Origin of the sequence: Halomonas campaniensis, assembly GCF_002211105.1 — a bacterium.
In the GTDB taxonomy this organism is placed as follows: domain Bacteria; phylum Pseudomonadota; class Gammaproteobacteria; order Pseudomonadales; family Halomonadaceae; genus Vreelandella; species Vreelandella campaniensis_A.
The window spans coordinates 56,651-80,259 of record NZ_JPUA01000011.1 but is presented as its reverse complement, the minus strand read 5'-3'; the positions used below and the strand labels follow the sequence as shown (position 1 = coordinate 80,259).

Sequence of the window (23,609 nt, the reverse complement as noted above, 5' to 3'; positions counted from 1 at the left end):
CGTGCATGTCTGCAAACCCGTTGCTCTCAAAAACGCCGCTAACGCCGGGCTTTATGGTGGTGCATGCCAATCGCCTGGAAGATTTGCGCGGCTTGGCGGTGGAGTGGATGCGCCGACACCCGCTCTCGCCGCTGGAGAACGAGACCATTCTGGTACAGAGCAACGGCATTGGGCAGTGGCTAAAGCTGGCGCTGGCGGAAGACCCGGCCCAGGGCGGTGCGGGCATAGCGGCGGCATTGAACGTCACGCTGCCCGCGCGCTTTCTATGGCAGGCCTACCGCACGGTGCTGACGCACCTGACCCATGATAACCAGGCCGTTCCTGAAACCTCGCCTTTCGATAAGTCGCGGTTGATATGGCGCCTTCTGCGCCTGTTGCCCAGTCTTGCCGAGCAGGAAGCCTTCGCGCCGCTGGCGCGCTTTTTAGAAGTCGATCGCGACCAGCGCAAGCACTACCAACTGGCCGAGCGTCTGGCGGATCTGTTCGATCAGTATCAGGTGTATCGCGCCGACTGGCTGGACGCCTGGGCCAAAGGTAACGATGTGCTGATCACCGCCCATGGCGAAGCCCGCCCGCTGGAAGCCCACCAGCTGTGGCAGCCAGAACTATGGCGCGCACTGCGCGACGATGTGGCTAACAATCTAGGCGAGGCGGGCCTTAACAGCAGCCGTGCCCAGGTGCACAGCCGTTTCCTGGAAGCCGCCGTTCAGCTTGAAGGCCAAGCGTGCCCGAACGGATTGCCCCGGCGACTGATTATTTTCGGCATCTCATCGCTGCCGCAACAGACGTTAGAAGCCCTGGCGGCACTATCACGCTGCTGCCAAATCGTGCTCTGCGTGCACAACCCCTGCCAGTTCTACTGGGCGGATATTATCGAACACAAGGATCTGCTACGCGCCAGCCGCTACCGCCAGCGGCGCAAGGCAGGCATGCCCGACGCCCTGGACGTACTCGGCACCGGGGATGCCGACGACGCCCTGCACCTGCACGCCCAACCGCTGCTGGCCGCTTGGGGAAAACAGGGGCGCGACTACCTGCGCCTGCTAGACGAACACGACGACGCGGGCAACTACCAAACGCTATTTGAGCAGCAGGCGCTGCGCATCGATATGTTCGAGCCCTTTAGCGATGGCGAACACAGCTGCCTACTCAGCCAGCTCCAAGACGATATCCGCGAGCTGCGCCCGGTAGCAGAGACCCAAACCCACTGGCCCGCCTTAGACTCGGCCAGCGACAACTCCATCGTGTTTCATATTGCCCACGGCCCACAGCGGGAAGTGGAGATCCTTCACGATCAACTACTGGCGGCCTTCAGCGCCGACCCGGATTTGCGCCCGCGGGATATCATCGTCATGGTGCCGGATATCGACCGCTACGCGCCGCACATAGAAGCGGTGTTCAGCCAGTACCGCTCCGCCTTCGGCGGCTACAACGTGAACGCTAAACCCGACGACCCGCGCTACATCCCTTACACCCTTTCGGATCAGGCCAGCCGCCACCGCCTGCCGATGATGATTGCGCTGGAAAAACTACTGCGCCTGCCAGAACTTCGCCTTTCAGTGAGCGACCTACTAGATCTACTGGAAGTCCCCGCGCTGCGCACCCGTTTTGGCATTGACGAGCACGACCTACCGACGCTCAGCCGCTGGATCGAGGGCGCGGGCATCCGCTGGGGACTCAATGCCGAGCAGCGCACCCGGCTGGATCTACCCGAAGGGCTTACCCAGAACACCTGGGCGTTTGGCCTACGACGTCTGCTGCTGGGTTATACGGTGGGGAGTGCCGATGCGTGGCAAGGCATCGAGCCATTCGATGATATCGGCGGGCTGGAAGCATCGCTAGCAGGCCCGCTGGCAAATCTGCTGGAAAAACTGGAAAGCACCTGGGAGACCTTCTGCAAGCCCACCGATGCCGCCACCTGGGTGGCCCGGCTACGCGAACTGCTAGAAACCTACTTCCTAACCGACGACGCCCAAGAGAGCGTGATGCTCACCAAGCTGGAAACCGCACTACAGCAGCTGTTGGACAGCACCGAAGAGGCCGAGCTTTTTGACCCGCTGCCGCTCTCCATGGTGCGCGAGCACTGGCTAGGGCAAATCGACGAGCATAGCCTCTCCCAGCGCTTTCTCGCCGGGGCGGTCAACTTCGCCACGCTAATGCCGATGCGGGCCATTCCCTTCAAGCACGTGTGCCTGCTCGGCATGAACGACGGCGAGTACCCGCGCTCCCAGCCGCCGCTGGATTTTGACTTAATGGGCAGCGACTACCGCCCCGGCGACCGCTCCCGGCGGGAAGACGACCGCTACCTGTTTCTGGAAGCGCTGCTCTCCGCCCGCCAGCAGCTTTATATTAGCTGGGTGGGTCGCAGCCAGATCGACAACAACCCCATGCCACCCTCGGTGTTGGTCGGCCAACTGCGCGACCATTTGGCAGCGGGCTGGCGAACACAGAGCGGCGAGCCGCTGCTGGAAGCGTTAACGACCGAGCACCCGCTGCAGCCATTCAGTCGCCGCTACTTTACCGAACCATCCAGCAACTCCCCCGCCCAGGCACGGCTGTTTACGTATGCCCACGAGTGGCACGCCCTGCACACCCCCAGTGGCGAAAGCACCCAAGGCTCACAATCACAAGAGCTTAAGGCGGACAGCGAGCAGCAGAGCACGCTAACCCTTAATCAGCTGGGCAGCTTTCTACGCGAACCCGCCAAGGCGTTTTTCAACACCCGCCTGGGGGTCTATTTTGAGCAGGAGGAGCTTACCCAACTGGATGTAGAACCCTTCACCCTGGACGGGCTTCAGAACTGGCAGTTACAGGATCAGTTAATCGCCGCCCAGCGCCACGCCGTGGATAACGGCCAGCCGCGAGTGGAAGCGCTGCATGCAGCACTGGAGCGCTTCAAAGGCCAGGGTGTATTGGCAGTGGGCGCCTTTGGTGAGCGGATGCGCGAAGCGCTGGCAGAACCCATGGACGCCCTGTTTGGCGCCTACCAAGAAGCGTTGCAAGAGTGGCCCCACGTGGTAGCAGCGCCCCAGGCGGTGCATGTTGTTGTTGAAAGAGCTGAAAGAGCTGAAGGGCGGGTAACGCTGGAAGATTGGCTGGGAGAGCTTCGCCAGGATAGTGAAGGCAACCGCTGCCGCTTGCTATTGCTCAGCAGTAGCCTGGTCAGCCAAGGGCGCGGCCGTGGTCAGTACCGCTGGCAGCACCTGCTACGCCCCTGGGTCGCACACTTGGCGGGCAATATTGAGCGCCCGATGACCACCCAGCTACTCTCCAAAGCAGGCCATGTACGCATGGAGCCTGTAGAGGCCGAGAATGCCCGCTTCCAGCTAGATGCCCTACTTAGCGTCTGGTGGGATGGCATGCAGACCCCGTTACCGCTGGCTCCACAGACCGCTTTCGCCTGGCTGGCAAAACTTGGCACGCCTGACAGTGAGGCCGATAGCGATGCCTACGCCGCCGCCGAAACCGCCTACGAAGGCGGCCGCTTTCAAACCGGCGAAGTCGCCCAAAGCGCCTACCTTGCCCACCAATGGCCCAGCTTCGAAAAACTATTCAACGAGCGTGCTCTGAGTCACAGCTTCGCCACGCTGACCGAGGCGCTCTACGCGCCGCTGCACCGTTCGGTCAAGGGATGACTAAACGTTACCGAACCTGGAGTAAACGATCAGCGAAAGCAACCAGCCACAGGCTAAATACTATTCCCATTCAGCGACAAGATCCGCTTCGCCAGCGAGATCATCTCCGGGTCGCCGGTGTTCTTTTCCGCTACGTCGGAAAGCTTGATCACCGGCAGCCAGCCCTGCCCTTCTGGGCGCGCCTCGACCATCTTGATCACCATGTTCATGGGTTCAGCGCCCACATCGTTGGTGAAATTGGTGCCGATACCGAACGCCATGCCGATGCGATCCTGGCAAAAAGCCTGGATCCGCTCGACCTTCTCCGGTGTTAGCGCATCGGAGAAGATAATCGTCTTGCTCAGCGGGTTGATGCCCAGGCGTTCGTAGTGCTCTATGGTCTGGGAGGCAAACTCGATAGGGTCGCCGCTATCATGACGAACGCCATCGAACAGTTTGGCGAACTTCTTATCGAAGCTGTCGTAAAACGCCTTAGAGGTAAAGGTATCCGTTAAGGCGATCCCAAGATCCCCCCGGTACACATCCACCCAATGCTCAAGCGCCAGACTATTGGCCATTTTAAAACCGAAGCGGGCACCGTGGAACATAAACCACTCGTGTGCGTGAGTGCCGATCGGCTTAACACCGTGGCGCATGGCCATCAGCACATTGCTGGTGCCGCTGAAGGCCTCACCGCCGTGGTGGCTAAGCGCACCGACCACCCGGTCATGAACGTCAGAAGAGAAGCGCCGACGGGTACCAAACTCAGCAATTTTCAGCCCTAAACGGCGGTAAAGTTCGATCTTCTCCTGGGCGTGCTGCTCAATCTTCGCATCGGCGTCAGGCGTGATCGTCACACCACGCAACCGATACCAGAGCTCGCTGATCAACGCCATCAGCGGCACTTCCCAGAGAATGGTGCGGTACCAGGGCCCTTCAATGATCACCGAAAGATCACTCCCCTGCTGCTCTACAGTCACCTCGCTGGGGTTGTAATGAAACCCAGCGAGGAAATCGAGATACGTTGGGTCGAGATAAGGGCAGGTTATTTCGAGATAACGCTTCTCCTCATCGCTCAAGCGCAGCGACGCCATCTTATCGACTTCGCGGCGAAGTTCGGCGCCGAAGCCGTCAGGAAAAGCATGCTCGCCACGATTGATAAAGGCGTAGCGCGCATGGGCATAAGGAAAGCGTTTGATCACGGCGTTCTGCATCGTGATCTTATAGAAGTCATTATCCAGCAGCGATGTCAGCATGAGATCCCATCGTTAGAGTGAACCGAAGCCGCCGGTAGCGTAAACTCATTGTACCTAGAGTGGCTTAGCAACAAGATTATCAGGTGGCGGGGTTCTCATACAGTTTAGGAGCTGTCTTATGCGTATTACTCAAACACATCGAGCAATCATTCTCACCGGGGTAGAGGAATATATTGACGCTGATGTGAACGTTCATGTCTTCGGTTCGCGACTTGATGATACCAAGCGAGGCGGCAGTGTTGATCTACTGTTGACCTCCAAGACAGAGATCTCCGAGCTTTCTTGCGACGAACTCAAAGGCGTACTGGAAGAATATCTTAAGCTGCCGGTTAACATTGTCACCTATGATCCGTCCGATGAACCAAGCCCGCTCCAGGCGAAAGCCTTAGCTGAAGCTCTGCCTATTGATTAGAAGGATACGTCATGAGCCAGCCCGCACCTCTCAATCCACTAAGCCTCCCGCTTCACGGCAGCCGACTGATAGAGGCCAGCGCTGGCACCGGCAAAACCTTCACCATCGCCCTGCTCTACGTACGGCTAGTACTCGGCGGCCACAGTTTTGACGACGACACCGCGTTTATCCGCCCGCTCACGCCGCCGGAAATCCTGGTCGTCACCTTCACCAACGCCGCCACCCAAGAGCTACGCGAACGCATCCGCAACCGGTTGGTAGAAGCAGCAGAAGTGTTTCGTGAGACTCCAGATGCTAAGGAAGCAGGTCACGAAGAGGGTCTTTTTCCATGGATGGAAAAAGTAGCGCCCAAGGACGGGTTCACAGCGCCCTCGCAGTGGCCTGCTTCCGTGCCACCTGCTCATGATCCACTGCTGCTCCAGCTCCGCGACCAATATGACCCCGCGACCTGGCCCGCGTGCTCGCGGCGCCTGGCGCTGGCCGCCGAATGGATGGACGAAGCTGCGGTTTCCACCATCCACAGCTGGTGCTACCGGATGCTGCGCGAACACGCCTTCGACAGCGGCAGCCTGTTCTCCCTCAACCTGGAAAACGACCAGCGTGAACTGGAACAGGAAGTGGTGCGCGACTACTGGCGTAGCTTCTACTACCCGCTGGACAGCGACGCCCTCGGCATTGTCACCCGCTACTGGAAATCACCGGACGACCTGCACGCCCCGCTGCAACGGCTACTGCCCGAAAGCGAAGCGCTGGGTGACGAAAAGCCCGAACCTAGCAAGACCCTGGCCGCCACCCAGGCCGAACGCGCCGCCCAGCTCAACGAGCTCAAAGCCCCCTGGGCCGCCTGGCTGGACGAACTAGTGCCCGCCCTGGAAGAGTCTGCCACACGCAAAGCCTTCAAGGGCCAAAGCTTCAACGCCAAAAGCCGCGCCAACTGGCTGGGCGCACTGCGGGAGTGGTGCGAAACGGATGCCGACCGCCCCGCGCTCACCGACGCCGCCTGGAAACGCATGACGCCAGACGGCATGTCCGATATATGGAAAGAGGGCGCACCGCCCTGCCCGCAAGCATGGGAAGCGCTAGCACAGCTACCGAAAGCGCTGGATGCCCTGCCCGAGCCACGCAACGACCTGCTGATTCACGCCGTACAGTGGTGCCGCGCCCGGCTGGAGCGCGAGCAGGAACGCCGCGCCGAGATGGGCCCCAACGACCTGCTCACCCATCTGGATCGCGCCCTCAAAGGCCCCAACAAAGAGGCCCTGGCCGCGCAGATCCAGCGCCAGTTCCCCGTGGCACTGATCGATGAGTTTCAGGATACCGACCCGATCCAGTACCGCATCTTCAATGCCGTGTATGACGTTGCAACGCCCCGCCGCGACAGCGCCATCCTGCTGATTGGCGACCCCAAGCAGGCGATCTACGCCTTTCGCGGCGCGGATATCTTCACTTACCTGCAGGCCCGCCAAGACACCGATGGCCGCCACGTTACGCTGGGCACCAATTTCCGTTCCAGCAGTGCCATGGTGGCAGCGGTCAACCACTGCTTTAGCTACGCCGACCAGCATGACGCAGGCGCGTTTCTGTTCCGTGCCGATGGAGGCGAAAACCCACTGCCGTTCAACCCCGTCAACGCCAAAGGCACCAAGGAGACGCTGGTACTCAAAGGTAAGCCACTACCTGCGATGACCCTATGGCCACTGGAAAGCGAAGAGCCGCTCTCCAAAACCGCCTACCAAACCGAGATGGCCGAGCGCTGCGCCTCGCACATGGCCATGCTTTTGGAAGCAGGCCGCCAACAGCAGGCGGGGTTTGCGAAGGTCGCTGATAGCGATGACGATGACGGAGAGCAATCACTCACTCCGCTGGCCCCCTCAGACATGGCCGTGCTGGTCAACGGCCTGCAGGAAGCGCGGGCGATTCGACTGGCGCTGGCCAGCCGAGGCATCAAAAGCGTCTACCTTTCCGATCATGACAAGGTGTTCAGCTCCCCCATTGCCCCGCAGCTAACCATTTGGCTGCGCGCCTGCGCCGAGCCGCAGGCCAACTCCCGCCAGGCGGAAGCCAAACTGCGCGCCGCCCTGGCAACATCAGTACTTGGGCTAAGCCTTGAGGAACTAGATCACCTCAATCAAAGCGAGCTGGCCTGGGAGCAACGGGTCGAGCAGTTCAGCGACTACCACCGCCTATGGCAGCGCCAAGGCGTACTGCCGCTAGTGCGCCGCTTGATGGTCGATTTTGATCTCGCCGCGCGGCTGCTGGGCGAGTTCGCCGAGGGTGAGCGTTTGCTAACCGACCTGCTCCATCTGGGTGAAATGCTCCAGCATGCCAGCCAGGAACTGGATGGCGAACACGCGCTAATTCGCTTTCTGGCGGAAGCCATTGCCGACCCCGATAGCCACGGCGACAGCCACAAGCTGCGCCTGGAGAGCGATGCCGATCTGGTCAAGGTCGTGACCATTCACAAATCCAAGGGGTTGGAGTACCCGCTGGTGTTCCTGCCATTTATCGCCAACCACCGCCCGGTCAGCGACACCGACCTGCCGCTGCGCTGGCACGACAGCGAAGGCAGCCTGCAACTTAGCCTAAGTGCCGATGAAGCAACGCTGGCCACCGCCGACCGCGAACGGCTGGGCGAAGACCTGCGCAAGCTTTACGTGGCGCTCACCCGCGCCCGCCACGCCACTTGGCTGGGGCTGGCATCGCTAAAAGGCAGTGAGAATAGCGCCATCGGCCACCTAATCAACGGCGGCAAGGCCATCGCCCCCAGCGCGTTTACCCACGCGCTCGGCGAACTGGTGGAAGGCAGCGATATCGATTTAAGTGCTGCCCCGGAACCCACCGCGCTGCGTTTCACCCCGGCACCGGAACAGCAGGCACTGGGCCACGCCCGCACCCCGCTGCGCCCCGCTCGGGAACAGTGGTGGATCGCCAGCTACTCGGCGCTGCGCACCTCGGGGGCTGTTTCAGAAGCGATTCAAGGCGCAGCGCAGCCAACGCCCACGCCGGAACCCACCACGCCCCAGGAGGCCACCACCCTGGAAGTGCTGGATGAACCCCACGACAACGCCATCAACACCGAAGCGTTTCACCTGCACCGGTTTCCGCGAGGCCCAGGCCCCGGCACCTTCCTGCATGGATTGCTGGAGTGGGCGGGCCAGCTAGGCTTTAACAATGCGCTGAAAGACCCCGCCGCCCGAGAAGACATGCTGCGGCGGCGCGTGCAGCTGCGCGGCTGGCAGGCGTGGCACGACACCCTGGCAGGCTGGCTGGAAGAACTGCTCGCCACACCGCTTCCCCTGCCTTTTTCGATGTCCCCGTCCCTGAAAGAGCCCAGCGAAGGCAGCCAAGTGGCGCTATGCGAACTCGAAAGCTATCAGGTGGAACTGGAGTTCTGGTTTGCCGCGCACCAGGTACAAACTCGCAAGCTGGATCAGCTGGTCAGTGACCACTTACTGCCAGGGGTATCACGCCCCGTATTGGATGCCGACACCCTCAACGGCATGCTCAAAGGCTTTATCGACCTCGCCTTTGAGCATGAAGGCCGCTTCTACGTGCTCGACTGGAAATCCAACTACCTGGGCAGCGACGACAGCGCCTACACTGCGGAAGCCCTGCGTAACGCTATGCTCGAAAAGCGCTACGACCTGCAAGCCGCGCTTTACCTGCTCGCGTTGCACCGGCTACTCAAAGCGCGCCTGCCCGACTACGACCTGCACCAACACCTGGGTGGCTCGATGACGGTATTTCTGCGCGGCAGCCGCACCGTCGCCAGCGGGGTTCACGCCGTGCCCGCCCCGGTCGCGCTGATCGAAGCGCTGGATGCGCTCTTTGCAGGCACAGCGGCAGATGCAGTATCAGAAACAGGCCTAGAGGCGTTGGTATGAGCAATAGAGACACACAATCTATGAACCTAGACCTGTTCGCCGATGAGGCGCCGCCCGCTGCACCTGATTCAACCGCATCGGTAACACCACCGACAGAATCAGCCGCCAGTGCCGCCCAGCCGCACCCCGCGCTAAGCGATACCGCCGCGCTATTCCTGCTGTGTGAACGCTGGGTTTCCCGTGGCTGGCTGCGGGATCTGGATTTGGCCCTGGTGCGCTTTCTCGACCGCGAAACCCAAAACGCCCCGCCACTGCTGTTGCTAGGTGCGGCGTTGGCCAGCCACCAGCTTGGCCGAGGCCATGTCTGCCTGGATATAGCCGCTACGCTGGAAGCGCCGGATTTTGCACTTTCGCTGCCCCCGGAAGGCGACGACCTGAACGACCCGCCGCCGCTGCCTAGCCATGTGCTGGCCACGCTAACGCTGCCCGAATGGCAGGCCGTGCTCAACCACCCCACGCTGATCAGCGACGGCCCCGGCAATACGCCCCTGGTGAAAAGCGATTCCTCACTCACTACACGGCTCTACCTACGCCGCTACTGGCAGTTCGAGCAAACCCTGCACCAAGAAATTGCCGCTCGGCTTAGCTTGGATAGCCCGGTGCATAGCTCGATGGATAGCCCGGAGCATAAGGCAGAGCAATCACCGCTACTCAAAAGCGCGCTGGATGCGTTATTCCCCGCCACCGAGACATTGGATTGGCAAAAAAACGCCTGCGCCCTAGCTGCTCGCAGCCCGTTCGCGATCATCACCGGCGGCCCAGGCACCGGCAAAACCACCACCGTGGTACGCCTCCTGGCCTTGCTGCAAACCCTGCAACTGGCAGAACCCAACGCCCACCCGCTGCGCATTCGCCTGGCCGCCCCTACCGGCAAAGCCGCCGCACGCCTGAATGAATCCATCGCTGGGCAAGTGAGCCAGCTACCTTTCAAAGGTCTAATATCATTGTGGGAGGCAGCTTCAGCTGGCGAAGAAAAGGCCACAGAGCTGTTTCAAGCCACTATTCCCACAGAAGTCACCACACTCCACCGCTTATTAGGCGCAAGAACCGACACCCGCCACTTCCGCCATAACGCCGCCAACCCGCTGGCGCTGGATGTACTGGTGGTGGATGAAGCCTCGATGGTGGATATCGAAATGATGACAGCGCTGCTCAGCGCCCTGCCCGCCAGCGCCAAGCTGGTACTGCTGGGGGATAAAGACCAGCTGGCATCCGTTGAAGCAGGCGCCGTGCTGGGCGACCTATGCCGCCGCGCCGACGCCGCCCACTACACGCCCGCCACGGCGCAGTGGCTAGCCGAACTCACCGACCACCCGCTGCCAGAGGCATTAACCGACCCCAACGGCCAACCCCTGGATCAAGCCATTACCATGCTGCGGGTAAGCCACCGCTTTACTGAAACAAGCGGCATCGGCCAGCTCGCCCAGGCGATTAACCAGCCGCTAAGTGAGACATTACGGGAACGGGATAAACACCAAGCCGTGCATGGCGTTCTGAATAACGGCTACGCCGACCTGCACCACTTGGTGTTGAAGCCAGACGCACAAAACGAAGACAGCGCCCTGGAGCGCCTGGTGATCACCGGCAGCCCGGAACGTTTTCCCAACGCAGGCGAAGGCCGCACCAATTTCAAGGGCGAGCCAATTGCACCGCCCACCGGCTACTGCCACTACCTAAACACATTAGATAGTGAGCGGCCTGATAAGGCATTGGCGTTTGAAGAGAACAGAGACGTTTACGATGCCTGGGCGAAGCAAGTAATCAAGGCTTACAGCCGATTTCAGCTGCTGTGCGCGCTACGCAAAGGCCCCTGGGGAGTAGAAGGCTTAAACCTACGTATCGCCAAAACTCTACGTAGTGAAAAGCTGCTATTCGGCAACGACCACACGCTAGAAAAAGGCTGGTTTGAAGGCCGCCCGGTGTTGGTCACCCAAAACGACTACGGCCTGAAACTGATGAACGGCGATATCGGCATCACAATGGCGGTGCCTGATCCACGCACTCCCGGTAGGGCACTTTTCCGCGTCGCCTTTCCGACCAGCGACCCGGAAAACCCCATTCACTGGGTGCTCCCTTCACGCCTGCACGCGGTAGAAACCGTGTTCGCGATGACGGTACACAAATCCCAAGGCTCAGAGTTTCAGCACACCGCCCTGCTGCTACCGCAAACGCCCAACCCCATCCTCACCCGCGAGCTGGTCTACACCGGCATCACCCGCGCCCGCGACTGGCTCACGCTAATCGAAGCCAAACGCGGGATATTAAATGATGCGGTGGCTAGGGAGGTTATGAGGGTTAGTGGGGTTGGGGGTTAACACTTATCGACCAAGCCTGCGCGCCGAGCACCGATGGGCTTGTCTATCCAAACATGTTTGATTCGGGGCGTTGTGAGTGTACGCGAAGCTTCAGCCACCTGTGTTGTCGGCCAACATGCTTCTTGCGGCTATAAATATGATTGGAGATGAGAGCCTCCCTCCACCATGCGCTATTAATCGATGCATACAGAAAAAGAGATCGCCCATGACATTGATCACATCCGTTAGATGCTTAGGACATGCTTTCCTAACTATTGGCCTGTTATTCACAGCGGCACCCATCAGCGCTGGCACGACACCGACAACCGTAGATGATTTTTTCGCCAGCGAAGGTTGCGCCATCGGCCCAACAACACGCGATGCAGCACTAGCTAACGGTTTTCAGGAAAGCGAAATTGACGCCTTAGTCAACGAAGCAAAGCTCGATGAACACACCGTGGTGACCGGAGAATGGGTCGTTCTTCCGCCCGACAAGTGCACGATACGTCTTCCAAACCCTTCAGGTGCACTGGCGCTTAGCGACCCTGAGGTCATGGCGGCCACCTCCTCGACGATTACTTACTATAGTGAGGCTTATAGCGATAAAGAGGACTTGGGCTGTTTCTTATCCAGCCCAAAACTACATAACAACTTAAGGCAGTCACGCGGTTGGGATGATTATACTATTAGCCTCGAATATACGCGGATGCTAAGTAGCGCCATTGCCCAAGGCAACGCCTCTTTATACTCCAGCTCTCCACTGCGTACCCCACCCGGCTATCAGATACTCACAGGAGATTGTGCCAACGTACCGATGATGCCTGAGATCCGCGAGAACAATGATTTTTTGCGCGATAACTTCGACTATTTGATCCGCACTCTTGGCCAGTCACTTACATGCGACTCAGATGCTAACCTAATCATGGTATACAACGAAAACGTCGCTGGCATTTTAGAGGAAGAGACACCATCTAATGCATGGCGGGGTATGGAGATCATGATTATCGCGATGGGCGTAGGCTGGTACGAGGACATGAGCACCACAACCCCAGGCACCCCACGGCCACCACTCTGTCATTATCCATGACGGAAGTGCCCATCCAGCTGCACCGAAAAGTCCATTCACTGGGTGTTACCTTCCCGCCTGCACGCGGCAGAAACCGTGTTCGCGATGACGGTACACAAATCCCAAGGCTCCGAGTTTCAGCACACCGCCCTACTGCTACCGCAACCCCCCAACCCGACTCTCACCCGCGAGTTGGTCTACACTGGCATTACCCGCGCCCGCGATTGACTCACGCTGATCGAAGCTAAGCGCGGGATATTGAATGATGCGGTGACGAGGGAGGTTATGAGGGTGAGTGGGATGGGGAGGTTATAATCAAAACCGACATTACCGTTGGTGGTGTCGGTTTTCGGCCAGAAGCAGTCTTTGAGGTAGTGTTGATATAACGCCGCCAACACGCGCAGCTTTGAAGTGGAGGCGAAGCCGCAACGGAAAAGCTGTCGCTGTGCTTGGCTTTGTTAGCGCCAGGATTTAGCTCAATGAACATTAATAATCAACTTTAAAGAATAAACTATATTAAATATTTTCATAAACTAAACTGGCAAAATAGCAAACGTTTTAATTGGCTCCGAAGCGTGAGCAAAATCACGTCTGTCGACACAAGTCATCTCGGCAATTAGAAAATAATTGCCGTCAGTTTGTCTTTTGAACTCTTCAAAAAAATCTTTCGATACTGAAAAATAGGTTCCAAGAGAGTTGCCTGCGTCTCGATGATGGACTGGATACCATTGGTTTACCCAGTATCTCCAAGCGCCATTACTTATGCTGCCGCCGAAATACTCTACGCTAGATTCGCTTTGATTGACTGTGTTGATTGGTAAGTTTCCTACGGAGTATGTAGGTCGAAAATAGCCTCTCGATAGCCAATCAGTTTCCCACCTACCAAAAGAGGAAGGCCAGGACCATTTGGCTAAAGGAAATATGCCTTGCTCAGAATTCCGTACATGATGAATTGAATCAAAAATCATCTTAGGGTCGTCAATTTCAGAGCTTTGAAGAAGAATTAGAATGACCTTTAGATCAATGCATACTCCAGTGTGGTTTCTTAAGATGGGGCCGTTGGCATGAAGCAATATTTCATTAGGAGAAGCGGCCAAATCTGCTAAGTATCGCTCAAGTTCATTCTGTCCGGGCAAAGAATCATCTTTGCTCAAATTGCCTAATACGGGCCAACTGTATGGTGGATCGGAAGGAGATAGATTTACAGCAATAGAGCCAAATGGTAATGCCTCTTGTGCATAGGAATAGCAAACCTCGGAAGGGATGGAGTGCTTGTGCATAGCATAAGCTAATGTACGAAGGAATGCAGACACTATGGAGGTCTCTGCACGCCATGAGAAGCTTATTTGGATTCTATCCTGACGGTAAAACTGATCGCCGCAAAAATCATATGGGTCAAACATGTAGCATGGCCTTCTCTCCCATACTTTCTCCCATTCAAGAAGGAAATGCTTCTCAAGCGGTACATTGTGCTCCTGTTCAAGCTCTTGAATAATACCTATAAATCTCAGGGGAACGCCGTTGGCATACTTATCATACTTGGCTTTATTTGGAGTTAAGTTATCGGAGAAAATAGAATATAGAGTTGATAAGTCATCTCGGTCTTCATCCATCAAATCTAATGACTTCAATAGTGCATCAGAAATAAGTGAAGGGTATTGAATTGCTTTTGTAACCTCTTCTTCGGTAAAGGGGGGAGTTTCGACAAGTAACAATACAGATAAAAAATCTACGATATCAGCCTCGTAGGGTTGCTGATTCAAATAATGTAAATATAAGGCACGAAATTCGATATTTGAGTCATCTTGTAAGAGGGCTGCTATTTGCTTAGCTGTTAGGAGTCGGGCGTATCTATCGGGCCATTTGAAGTGTAATAGAGTTAGATGGAATGGAATATTCTGGTTTGATACAGGGTCGTCATACCAATACAGTTTGCTCAAAGGAAGATGCGCTATATCACCTTCAAGGCTAGTTACCATAGTTTCAGTAATCTCGGCAGCTAGGGCAATCTGTCCCGCTGAGACCAAGTATGTAACAAGCTGAGTAGAAGGAACGACTATATTCTCATCCCTCTGTAGGCGGGAAGAGCCTGGTGCCATCGTATCGCGAAGGAGATTTTCCCAATGCATTCTGTAAGTATTGCCATACTCCCTTAATACCTCTTTTGATCCAGAAGAAAAATAAGGGTTCCAGCAATTGTTTAGTTTGATATTTCTGACAGCCCACTTATAAGCTGCGTTCTTTCCCTCGGTTTTTTTGCTTAGCAAGAAAATTTGATGTAAGCACCTATTCAGTTCGTAATCTGATTTGCTTTGGTCATAGTAGTCGCTGAATGCAGTGAGAATGGAGCTCGCTTGGCCTTGTTCAGCCCAATAGTTAATCCAGTCCAAAATAAATTTTTCACGATTAGGTATGAAACTGAATGTAAGGCTGCCGTAAAATCAGTAAGGTTGACGGGGTGTATAGTGGATGCTTCAGGACACTCTGTGTTGACATCTTCGTTAGTGGAAGAGCGCTCTCTTGGCGGTGGAGGCATGCCTCCAAGAATGTGGTACTGGTCTTCGTAAATACCTCTCAGAACATCATTATCTTTGCTTCTTTCATCTAATGCAGTCATTGCATCAAATGTTGTCATGCACTTTAAAAATGAATGATCTGGCTGCGTAGAAAGTGAAGATGACTTTACGAAACTTTCAAGTACAAGATGTGTTTTATGCCAATTTTCTTCTGATAGATGATAATCAAATTCGTCTACAAGTCGTTCTGGGTTGTGCTTTGCCAATAATTTAGTGAACCATCCGGGAATATGCCGAATTTCTCGCTCTGAAAAATCAAAGACATCACTTGTGAAAGTTGTTATTCGTTTTAGCCAATAAGAAACTTGTGGGCAGTTTGAATCAGAGCATTCCTGTATCGCTTCAAATACCTCATGTAAAGTAATGTCTTTTCTATGGCCATAACCGACTGCATTGAGCGCGGTACGTTCTAGAAATTTAGCGGCTCCATCGTAAAGGCCAAGGTTGACTGCCAACTTTGCCAGATCAAGACTGTCATTTGCCAATATTGCTGTATCATCTCTCCGGAGCATCTCGGCATCAAATAATTTGGAGAGTTCTAGAGATGCAGTTTCTTTAGGGAAATTGAAGATTGAGTTTTGAGTAGCAACATCAAAAAAACCGCGAGAATCCCACCAAATACTTTTGGACAGGACGCCTAGCTGATCTTGATTAAGCTTTCCGAATTCATCAACAGAGTTGCATAAAATGCTTAGATGAATCGAGATTTTGGCTAATGCCTTTCTAATGTCGAATAGGACTGCGGTGATTTGATAGCCCATTAAAAAATTATCTGGGTGTTCGAGAATGACAAAAGAATCATACAAATCTGATATCTTGAACTCTTTGCCTTGCTTTAGTGTTTTAGCAGTATTGAATGATGCAAAACGGAAGGTTAACCATGCGTTTTTGAGAAATTCCTGAAGATTCGTTGGATTGGTGAACTTCGGAGCTTCAACGTCTGGGCAATTATTGAAGTTTGATACGAGTGTGCTAAAAAAGTATTCATAAAACGGAAGATGGCGGGTGTCTTCATACTCAACAGGGCATTCAATTTCTTCAAGTTCGCCTATTTTAGGTTCGTTTCCAGCTAAAAGTTGATAGAGCAAATATATGCTGGACTTCGCGTCTCCAACTTTAGGGTTAGTGGCTTCGAGTGCGGCGCCTTCAATACTTGCCGCTAAAACTATTTCATCATAGATGACCGGAGCAATATCTTCTGGAATTTCAAAGCGGGATAAATCAAGGAGTAAGTGCCTATGCCCATATTGAACAAGTAGTTCAACTATTTTCAGGAAGGAAGAAGCCTTATCATTTAGCCTGCCATAGAAATCGTTTATTCGCTCTAAATCAGGATTGTTATAGCTAGTCAGCGTATGAAGATAGTCATCGACTAGAGTGTTTAGAGTCTGGTAATGATTTGAGTCTTCTTGGCGGGCATAAAAACGAATTCTTCGATAGATTTCCTGGGCGCAGGCATCAACGACCCTTTCGTCTTTGTCTTGGAAATGTTTGGCTACGATTGCGATTTCATTGTCTGAAATAATTCTTAGGTTGTCGGCTCGCCAAAGAAGACCGAAATTGTCTTGCGAGATACTAAGTGAGCAATCGAGAAAATCACTGAAGTTCTGAATCTGAAACTGCGGTCCATTCAGCAGTCTCATTTTTAATATCCGTAGTCTTAATAGTTCTGGATATAGACTTCTTTCAAAAGCGATGCGTTCGGCGATGTTAAAAATGTGCTCGATGTGCTCTAAGGGGTAGCCCTTACAAAGCGATTGTACCAGCCAGTCTCTAGTGGTTCCTTGTAATAGCGGGGCTGCATTCCCTAGATTGGCTTCAATAATCCACTCCCAGCCCCACTTCCAATACTCAGGCGCATGCGTATTGATCCACGTTTGAGAGATTCTATTTAGCCTATCTCTTGATTGAGCGAAAACATCTTTACGCTTTAAATATACGAATAGACTGCTATGAAAAGGGTTTATACCACTTAGTCTCTGCTCAACGAGGTGTTGAATTTCAGAAAAGCTGTTTTGAAAAATAAGGCTGTCGTGTAAGCAGTAGCCTAGGTGGGTTTTGTCTGGCCAGGAAAAATCGGCATTCGCTATAAGAAGAAGAATTTCTTTTGCGCTCTCAGAAAGCTTCACCCATAAATACTCGTAGTACGCATGTATGTCTCCGTCTGGGCAGGTCGGAAGTTTCTCCACATCATATTTATTTATTTTGTCATTTTTTAGCTGCAGGCTGTTCAAGGAATAAAGAATATGGAGAGGGTATCCATGAGAAATGTCCAACAACGCTTGTGATATTTCTACAATTTCACTACGTTGATGCTCATCATCACCAATTACATTAAGTTCTTCGCTAGACACTAGGAAGTCAATTCTTGACTTAATTGCTTCAAGACCCATGGAGGGGATGTCTAGCCAGGATTTATCCCTTGGTGCTGAGCGTAACAGTGAATTGGGAAGATGCGAGTCGCTTATTGGCTGCGTTCCGAATAGCAAAGAAACCTTATCTTTGAAGGGGATAATTCGATTAACTAAGTGTTCGAGTTGGCTTATATCTGATCTTTCACGATAAACATGATCCAACCCATCAATAATGATAACTAGAGTTTTGTTGTCTTCCGCAGCTTTATCTGCCGCCTTACTTATCCAGGTCTCAAGCTGCTGGGGGTCAAATTTTTCACTATCGAAGTCGTTGGGATAAAGGGTTTTGATCTGACTTTGTAAAGACTGAGCTGCATTATTAAAAGCAATCCTGTCGCCTATAAATTGGGGTGATAAATAGTAGTGGTGTCTAATTACAGGTGTCTTCTTCTCAATTAGTTCGTCAGTTAAGAATTATAAATATGTGCTCTTGCCCATGCCCGGCAGGCCTGAGATAACTGAACTACCTTGCTTGGCTGTTCTATTCAATATTTCGGTATGAAAATCGTCTGTGGGAGGTGTATACCCGCCTGGAATTTCAAAAAATTGGGAAATTGTTTTTCTAGTTCCCAGAGATAAGATTTCGTTTATATGTCTAAGATAAATTTTGCCATCTGGTGTTGGTTCGTTTTTTCTTGTAGCCCAGCGTTCAATAGCTTTCAATAATTGGAGCCAGCTTTCATTGCTAGCATGGTCTGGTACAAGCGAGTCATGCAGTTTAAGTTCTAGGTCGTCAATTGCCTTTTGGCTATGTTCAAAAATTAGTATTGCGAAAAAATCCCTAGCCTTTTGTTCTGTTCCTAGCTGGCCAGAAATTTTGGACTTAATATTATCGGGTATGAGGGAGTAGTCTATTTTGTCTTCTTTTAGACAATTTGAAATAATCTGGTCAGGTATTCTGTTTGTAATAAGCTTGGCAATGGATATTGTACTGGAAGTACCAAACTTCTCGATGTCGGCTGACCATTTTTCTATAAGAGATGTGCCATTGCCCTTCTTCTTGAGTAGCCAGTCAAAATCTAAACGCAAATCTTCACGTTCAGAATCAATTGTGAATTTGACTTGGTAGAGCTCGTATTTTCCACTGGCTGTGAAGCAAATAACATCATCAAGGCTCTTTACTTGGCCAAGTCCTAGATTACCCTCTATGCTCATCCATTGATATTTCTCTGGTTCGTGAAACCAATTTATCAGTGTACGAATACACATAAGGTCTTGGTATGTATACCCGACTCGAGTTAGTTGCGATGGTTTAATTTTGGAGGTTGTGACCAAAAGAAGTATCCTAGTTATGACTTCGGCTCGCTAACGCCACCATAAACGGCGCGAGCTTGCGAGCGACCGGCGACCGTAGGGAGCGAATTTGATGGCCTTGTTAAGCATCTACAGCACGTAACTCAATGACTTCGCAAGACTGGCATACTTTGAGTCACTGTATCCGCACTGGGTGGTCGTATTTCCTACCTCTGTGCTTTGAGGCTGGGCACTGGCTCCGAAAGTGCTTGTTATCAATGCACTGTCGTCTTGGCTTTCGACCGATATAGCAAAACCGACCCCTGAAATAGTCGTAGAGGCCCAGTCTCCCGTGAGGTTGTTCTTTGCCCATTCACAGAATAGTCCATATGGCGTGGGTAGCTTTTTCTTGTTTTTATCAAACTGCATTTTTTTCGGTAAGGTAGCAGACACTGCAGACGTGTACGTTACCGCATTCGGCCTGCTAGAAAAAAATCCATTCCATTGTTTCTTCGCCATTTCACCTCTCCTAAATTTTACTGCTTAACGCCGCGCTCTGGGGCAAGCCGAAGCGTAGGTTTGTCCCTAGCAGCGCTTTGTTACGTGTTTTCAACCTAGAAGATCCTCGTATTTCTTAGGAAGCAGCGCAAGCTCTCCCCATCCTAGATTCTTGAAGCAGAGTCCTGTTCCATTGTCACTTACTTCTCCATAGACAATAACTGTTCTTCCAACTGAAGCGTCTGTAATACCATGACTTTTCTGATGACGATCCTCTAATTTAATACAAAAATCTTGCAATCCTGGCTGATTATTTTTTAGATAGGTCATGCGTATATTGTCTGGCCTTTTATGCTCACCTAAATGAACTGTGCTTTCAATCACCCCATAATAAAGTTTCGGTTCATCGTGCTCTTCCTGAATTTTTTCAACTGAATGAAGAAGGTCAACTAATCGAATTGAATGCTTTTGGTTCGGAAAATAATAATACTTGTATAGATTCTCATCAAAATTCCTGCATATTCCCGCAACGGTGGTAATCTTGCTTGGCAATTTGAAAGATTCACCTGTATGGCGGGCAATTGGAATATCCGAGATAGGACCTGCTAAATCTTCTATTGGGGTTTCGTCGTATCCATCCCCTGCATCTTGAGGAAGCTCTGGCTTTTCTTTCATGAAACCGTTGACAATAACTAGATTTTCATCATCTATAGCTTTTTGGGCTTCTTCATGTGTCTCATATCTCTTGCCTTCCGGCCGACTAGAGCGGAGATCACATTTTATTTCTTTGTACGCGGCAAGGTGGCAAAAATATGCTTCTCTTCCATTGGAGAAGTGCTCTTTCTGTTTGGGCACCCTGTTGAGATTTGTATAGCACACTGGGCAGAATGTAGATCCGTCCATTTCAACTTGATATTCAGAAGGAGCAACCTTTACAGCTTCTCGCCTTAAACGGTCACGATTTCCGTTTTCAAAACTCCATCCGGGTAGCTGAAATGCATATTTAATTCTTCGATTGCTTTCGCCTTCAGTCATATTCCAGCTTCCTTTCGGTGCTCAATTTTGGACACGTAACAGCGTATTAGAGGGCGCGTTCTATGATTGAATGAACGTGCTGGCACTTTTTCCCGGCAAATGCAGCCTGCCAGATTCTTCCAAGACTATGATTTTTAGAGCGATTTATTTCTATTAGGCTATATATCCAAAATTCGCGCGCCTACTGCATTTCCTGGCATGTCCGCTCAGGGTCGAAAGACGTCATTTGCTAATTTGCTCATAAAACGCCACCTTACCCGTTATAGCCTCCATCCCTTCAATCGGCTGTTCATAGCTCCAGGCAATATCTTTATTTTCGCCTAGCGAGAAATACACCGTGCTGCCTTTAAACGGGCAGTGGGTCGACGTTTCTGAGGTGTTAAGCAAATCCATCCGCACGTCTTCGCGTGGGAAGTAGTGGCGTGGCGGGTAGCCGCGCTCGCGGAGTTCGAGAGTGTTGGTCGAGTCAGCAAGTAGCTTGCCATCAACATGCACCTGCACGCGTTGGCTAACGGGATGAAGCTCGATGCGAGGTGCCTGTGGCATTCGGTTGTTCCCTGCGGCTTTTAAGCTCTAGTAAAATGAGCCTAGCAGCAAAGTTCGTTGAATCCCATGCTCTCCTCATCAAACTTTAGGCTACGAGCATGACCTGGGTCATGTTGATGCCATTGGTACCCCCTACCAATGTCTTTGACTGGAGTAATAAATGCTTGGGTTTTGAGAAAGGACAGCAAGAAAGGGTTCAGGGAAGTGGGCAACGTACTCTGGAAAGCAAACGCAACGCGGCTCGGAAGCTGCTCGCTCGCACAGAAATGGATGATCAGACAATCGCGGACATCGAAGAGATGCCCGTCGAATAGGTAGAAAAGTTACGTGCCGAGACTCAGCATTAAGGCCTAACTAAGTTAGCGTGACCGCCGCCACTCAGCCAGCGCCTGAATATCCTCTGGTGTCGTCCGGCAGCATCCGCCAATGCCTGACGCGCCTGCCGCCAGCCAATGCTCAACGCCTTGTGCCAACCCGGAAATATCCGCAGCGGTATGATCGCATTGGGCCGGGTGCCAGGTTTTGGTCACTGCGTCGTACACTTCCCCAGAGTTGGGATAGACCAATATAGGCAGATCGCACTGACGGCGGATCGACTGAATCAGCGATTCAATATGGGCCAGGGCCGTACAGTTCACACCGATTGCCGCTACGCCCGGGCAGTTGGCCAAAGCTGCCGCACACTCCTCGATCGGCGTGCCATCGCTGATATGTTGGCCATCCTTCGCCGAGAAGGTGACCCAAGCCTGGGCGCCGGGGTGCTCGGCCAGCAGATCGGTGATCGCCAGCGCTTCCTCTAATGAGGGCAAGGTTTCAGCGGCCAGTAGATCCGCCCTCGCCGCCAGCAAGAGTTCAAAACGCTCACGGTGAAACTCGACCAGCCCGGCGCGATCCAGATCATAGCCGCCTCGGTATTCACTGCCGTCCGCCAGATACGCGCCATAAGGGCCGACGGATGCTGCCACTAGCGGTTTGGGGCGATCGGTTTGACCGGGCTGCCAGACGGCATCCCGTGCCTGCTGCGCCAAAGTGACCGATAGCTGAATCAATGCTCGCGCCTCTTCTGCCGTCATTCCCGCCTGCATAAAACCCGGCACCGTGGCCTGATAGCTGGCGGTAATCGCACAATCGGCACCGGCTTCAAAATACGCCTGATGAACCTGACGAATCTTCTCCGGGGCTTGCGCCAACAAGCGCGCCGACCAGAGGGCGTCATTGAGGTCACAGCCTAGCGCTTCCAGCTCGGTGGCCATGGCGCCGTCGATAACCATAAAGGGCACGTCGGCCAACAGGGCTTTGATTGGATTCAACTCATTCATACGGTGTTTTCCTCAACGGCGTTGGGCAAAGGTTCAGAACGTTGGGAGGCCGAACGGTGGCGCACATAGTGCACCAGGTAGCACAGGCCAATGAAAGGCACACCGAAATAGAGCGCAACGCGTTGATGCGGATCGAAGGCAATGCCAATGCACGCGGCCAGACAGGCTGCAAACGCAATAATCGGCACCCAGGGGTAGAACGGCGTGCGATAAACCAGATCCTTCAGTTGCCCGCCTTCACGCAGGTAGTGGCGCCGGAAGTTAAACTGGCTGAGCGCAATCGCCATCCAGACCACCACCACGGCCAAACCAGAAATCGAGACCAGAACCAAATAGACGGTTTCAGGGGCATACACGCTGGAGAACAGCGCGCCCAGGCCGCCGACCATGCTGAGTAGCAGGGCATTCATCGGAATGCCACGCTTGTTGAGGCGGCCAAGCGACTTGGGCAAGGTGCCTTGGTCAGCGAGCGTCCATAGCATGCGCGACGAGGCATAAAGCCCGGAATTGGCCGCCGACAGCAGCGCGGTAATGATCACGAAATTCATGATATCGGCTGCACCCGGCACGCCAAGGCGCTGGAATACAGCCACAAAGGGGCTTTGACTGAGTCCGGCTTGATCCTGGGGTAGCAGCGCCGCAATCACGACGATGGTGCCGACGAAAAACAGGATCAATCGCCACAGGGTCGCGCGGATCGCTTTGGGTACATTGCGGGCCGGGTCTACCGTTTCTCCGGCGGCAATGCCAATCAGCTCGGTGCCGGAAAAGGCAAACATCACTGCCAGTAAGGCGGTACCAATGGCCATCAGGTTGGGCGGCATGGCGCCCTCTCCCCACAGTGCCGAAAGGCCCGGTGAGGCGACCTCAGCGCCAGCGGCATCATGCAGCGGTACCCAGCCAATGATCGCCACGGCGCCCACCAGCACAAACACCACCACCGCAATCACTTTGATCAGTGAAAGCCAGAACTCAGACTCGGCAAAGAAGCGCGAGGTAAACGCATTAACGCCAAAAACAATCGCCGCAAACATGCCGCTCCAGTACCAGCCGGGGATGTCGGGAAACCAGCGCCCCATAAAGACCGCCGCCGCGGTGAACTCTGAACCTAGCGCCACCGTCCAGGTGAGCCAGTACATCCAAGCCACCATGTAGCCGGTGCCGGGGCCGATATAGCGGCTGGCATGCGCGCTGAAGGCGCCTGAATTTGGCATATGCACCGCCAGCTCGCCCAGGCACATCATCACCAGCCAGGCAACGATGCCACCCACCAGATAGGCCAACACCGCCCCAATAGGCCCAGCCTGCTGCACGGTATAACCGGAACTCAAAAACAGCCCGGTGCCAATCACGCCCCCCAAGGAGAGCATCACCAAATGGCGCGTCTGCATACTGCGCTTGAAGTGCGCCTCTTCTTGATCACTTACTGGCTCACTCATGGTGATATCCCTATCTTTGGCCT

The 23,609-nt window shown here is 53.7% G+C and carries 14 protein-coding genes and 1 pseudogene; 6 read left to right on the top strand and 9 right to left on the bottom strand.

Annotation, left to right across the window (positions count from 1 at the left end):
- Positions 1-5: 5 nt before the first annotated feature.
- The gene (gene recC / locus JI62_RS04645) at positions 6-3,635 is read left to right on the top strand and encodes an exodeoxyribonuclease V subunit gamma (RefSeq protein WP_088699048.1); all 3,630 of its coding nucleotides are present in this window, start codon (positions 6-8) and stop codon (positions 3,633-3,635) included.
- Positions 3,636-3,688: 53 nt separating this feature from the next.
- Here recC and pncB read toward each other — a convergent pair whose 3' ends face one another.
- Positions 3,689-4,870, bottom strand: a complete 1,182-nt coding sequence (gene pncB / locus JI62_RS04640) for a nicotinate phosphoribosyltransferase (protein ID WP_088699047.1) — start codon at positions 4,868-4,870, stop codon at positions 3,689-3,691.
- Positions 4,871-4,988: 118 nt separating this feature from the next.
- Between pncB and JI62_RS04635 the strand changes: the two genes are divergently transcribed.
- The 5 genes and pseudogenes from JI62_RS04635 to JI62_RS22415 form a co-directional block, all read left to right on the top strand.
- Complete coding sequence (locus JI62_RS04635) at positions 4,989-5,282, top strand: nucleotidyltransferase domain-containing protein (protein ID WP_088699046.1); 294 nt, start codon at positions 4,989-4,991, stop codon at positions 5,280-5,282.
- An 11-nt stretch (positions 5,283-5,293) separates the two neighbouring features.
- Positions 5,294-9,166, top strand: a complete 3,873-nt coding sequence (gene recB, locus JI62_RS04630; RefSeq protein ID WP_088699045.1) for an exodeoxyribonuclease V subunit beta — start codon at positions 5,294-5,296, stop codon at positions 9,164-9,166.
- Positions 9,167-9,186: 20 nt separating this feature from the next.
- The gene (recD, locus tag JI62_RS04625) at positions 9,187-11,481 is read left to right on the top strand and encodes an exodeoxyribonuclease V subunit alpha (protein ID WP_088699044.1); all 2,295 of its coding nucleotides are present in this window, start codon (positions 9,187-9,189) and stop codon (positions 11,479-11,481) included.
- A 205-nt stretch (positions 11,482-11,686) separates the two neighbouring features.
- Positions 11,687-12,547: a hypothetical protein gene (locus JI62_RS04620; protein WP_088699043.1), complete on the top strand. Its 861-nt coding sequence runs from the start codon at positions 11,687-11,689 to the stop codon at positions 12,545-12,547.
- Between the two features lie 30 nt (positions 12,548-12,577).
- A pseudogene (locus JI62_RS22415) lies at positions 12,578-12,841 on the top strand (ATP-binding domain-containing protein); the annotation flags it as partial.
- 218 nt (positions 12,842-13,059) lie between these two features.
- Here the strand turns inward: JI62_RS22415 and JI62_RS04610 are convergent.
- From JI62_RS04610 to JI62_RS04570, 8 genes are all read right to left on the bottom strand, one after another.
- A complete protein-coding gene (locus JI62_RS04610; protein WP_141101299.1) occupies positions 13,060-14,916 on the bottom strand; it encodes a hypothetical protein in 1,857 nt (618 codons plus the stop codon).
- The gene (locus tag JI62_RS04605; protein WP_088699040.1) at positions 14,817-17,495 is read right to left on the bottom strand and encodes a hypothetical protein; all 2,679 of its coding nucleotides are present in this window, start codon (positions 17,493-17,495) and stop codon (positions 14,817-14,819) included. Before JI62_RS04605 ends, JI62_RS04610 begins: the two co-directional genes overlap by 100 nt.
- Before the next feature lie 435 nt (positions 17,496-17,930).
- Positions 17,931-18,671 (bottom strand): hypothetical protein, encoded by a 741-nt coding sequence (locus tag JI62_RS04600; RefSeq protein WP_141101298.1) that lies wholly within the window; start codon positions 18,669-18,671, stop codon positions 17,931-17,933.
- Between the two features lie 228 nt (positions 18,672-18,899).
- On the bottom strand, positions 18,900-19,268 hold the full coding sequence (locus JI62_RS04595; RefSeq protein ID WP_088699038.1) for a hypothetical protein: 369 nt from the start codon (positions 19,266-19,268) through the stop codon (positions 18,900-18,902).
- Positions 19,269-19,358: 90 nt separating this feature from the next.
- On the bottom strand, positions 19,359-20,282 hold the full coding sequence (locus JI62_RS04590) for a hypothetical protein (RefSeq protein ID WP_088699037.1): 924 nt from the start codon (positions 20,280-20,282) through the stop codon (positions 19,359-19,361).
- Between the two features lie 222 nt (positions 20,283-20,504).
- Entirely contained in the window at positions 20,505-20,828 is a 324-nt protein-coding gene (locus JI62_RS04585; protein ID WP_088699036.1) for a DUF427 domain-containing protein, read from the bottom strand.
- Positions 20,829-21,187: 359 nt separating this feature from the next.
- A complete protein-coding gene (gene mmuM, locus JI62_RS04575; protein ID WP_088699034.1) occupies positions 21,188-22,147 on the bottom strand; it encodes a homocysteine S-methyltransferase in 960 nt (319 codons plus the stop codon).
- Complete coding sequence (locus JI62_RS04570) at positions 22,144-23,586, bottom strand: amino acid permease (RefSeq protein ID WP_088699033.1); 1,443 nt, start codon at positions 23,584-23,586, stop codon at positions 22,144-22,146. Before JI62_RS04570 ends, mmuM begins: the two co-directional genes overlap by 4 nt.
- Positions 23,587-23,609 lie beyond the last annotated feature (23 nt).

Excerpts from the sequence above, each read along its gene's own strand:
- JI62_RS04605 (WP_088699040.1), bottom strand. The coding sequence starts at position 17,495 with ATGGGTCTTGAAGCAATTAAGTCAAGAATTGACTTCCTAGTGTCTAGC.
- recC (WP_088699048.1), top strand. The coding sequence starts at position 6 with ATGTCTGCAAACCCGTTGCTCTCAAAAACGCCGCTAACGCCGGGCTTT.
- JI62_RS04570 (WP_088699033.1), bottom strand. The coding sequence starts at position 23,586 with ATGAGTGAGCCAGTAAGTGATCAAGAAGAGGCGCACTTCAAGCGCAGT.
- mmuM (WP_088699034.1), bottom strand. The coding sequence starts at position 22,147 with ATGAATGAGTTGAATCCAATCAAAGCCCTGTTGGCCGACGTGCCCTTT.
- JI62_RS04585 (WP_088699036.1), bottom strand. The coding sequence starts at position 20,828 with ATGCCACAGGCACCTCGCATCGAGCTTCATCCCGTTAGCCAACGCGTG.
- JI62_RS04635 (WP_088699046.1), top strand. The coding sequence starts at position 4,989 with ATGCGTATTACTCAAACACATCGAGCAATCATTCTCACCGGGGTAGAG.
- JI62_RS04620 (WP_088699043.1), top strand. The coding sequence starts at position 11,687 with ATGACATTGATCACATCCGTTAGATGCTTAGGACATGCTTTCCTAACT.
- JI62_RS04600 (WP_141101298.1), bottom strand. The coding sequence starts at position 18,671 with ATGAGCATAGAGGGTAATCTAGGACTTGGCCAAGTAAAGAGCCTTGAT.
- recD (WP_088699044.1), top strand. The coding sequence starts at position 9,187 with ATGAACCTAGACCTGTTCGCCGATGAGGCGCCGCCCGCTGCACCTGAT.
- JI62_RS04590 (WP_088699037.1), bottom strand. The coding sequence starts at position 20,282 with ATGACTGAAGGCGAAAGCAATCGAAGAATTAAATATGCATTTCAGCTA.
- pncB (WP_088699047.1), bottom strand. The coding sequence starts at position 4,870 with ATGCTGACATCGCTGCTGGATAATGACTTCTATAAGATCACGATGCAG.
- recB (WP_088699045.1), top strand. The coding sequence starts at position 5,294 with ATGAGCCAGCCCGCACCTCTCAATCCACTAAGCCTCCCGCTTCACGGC.
- JI62_RS04595 (WP_088699038.1), bottom strand. The coding sequence starts at position 19,268 with ATGGCGAAGAAACAATGGAATGGATTTTTTTCTAGCAGGCCGAATGCG.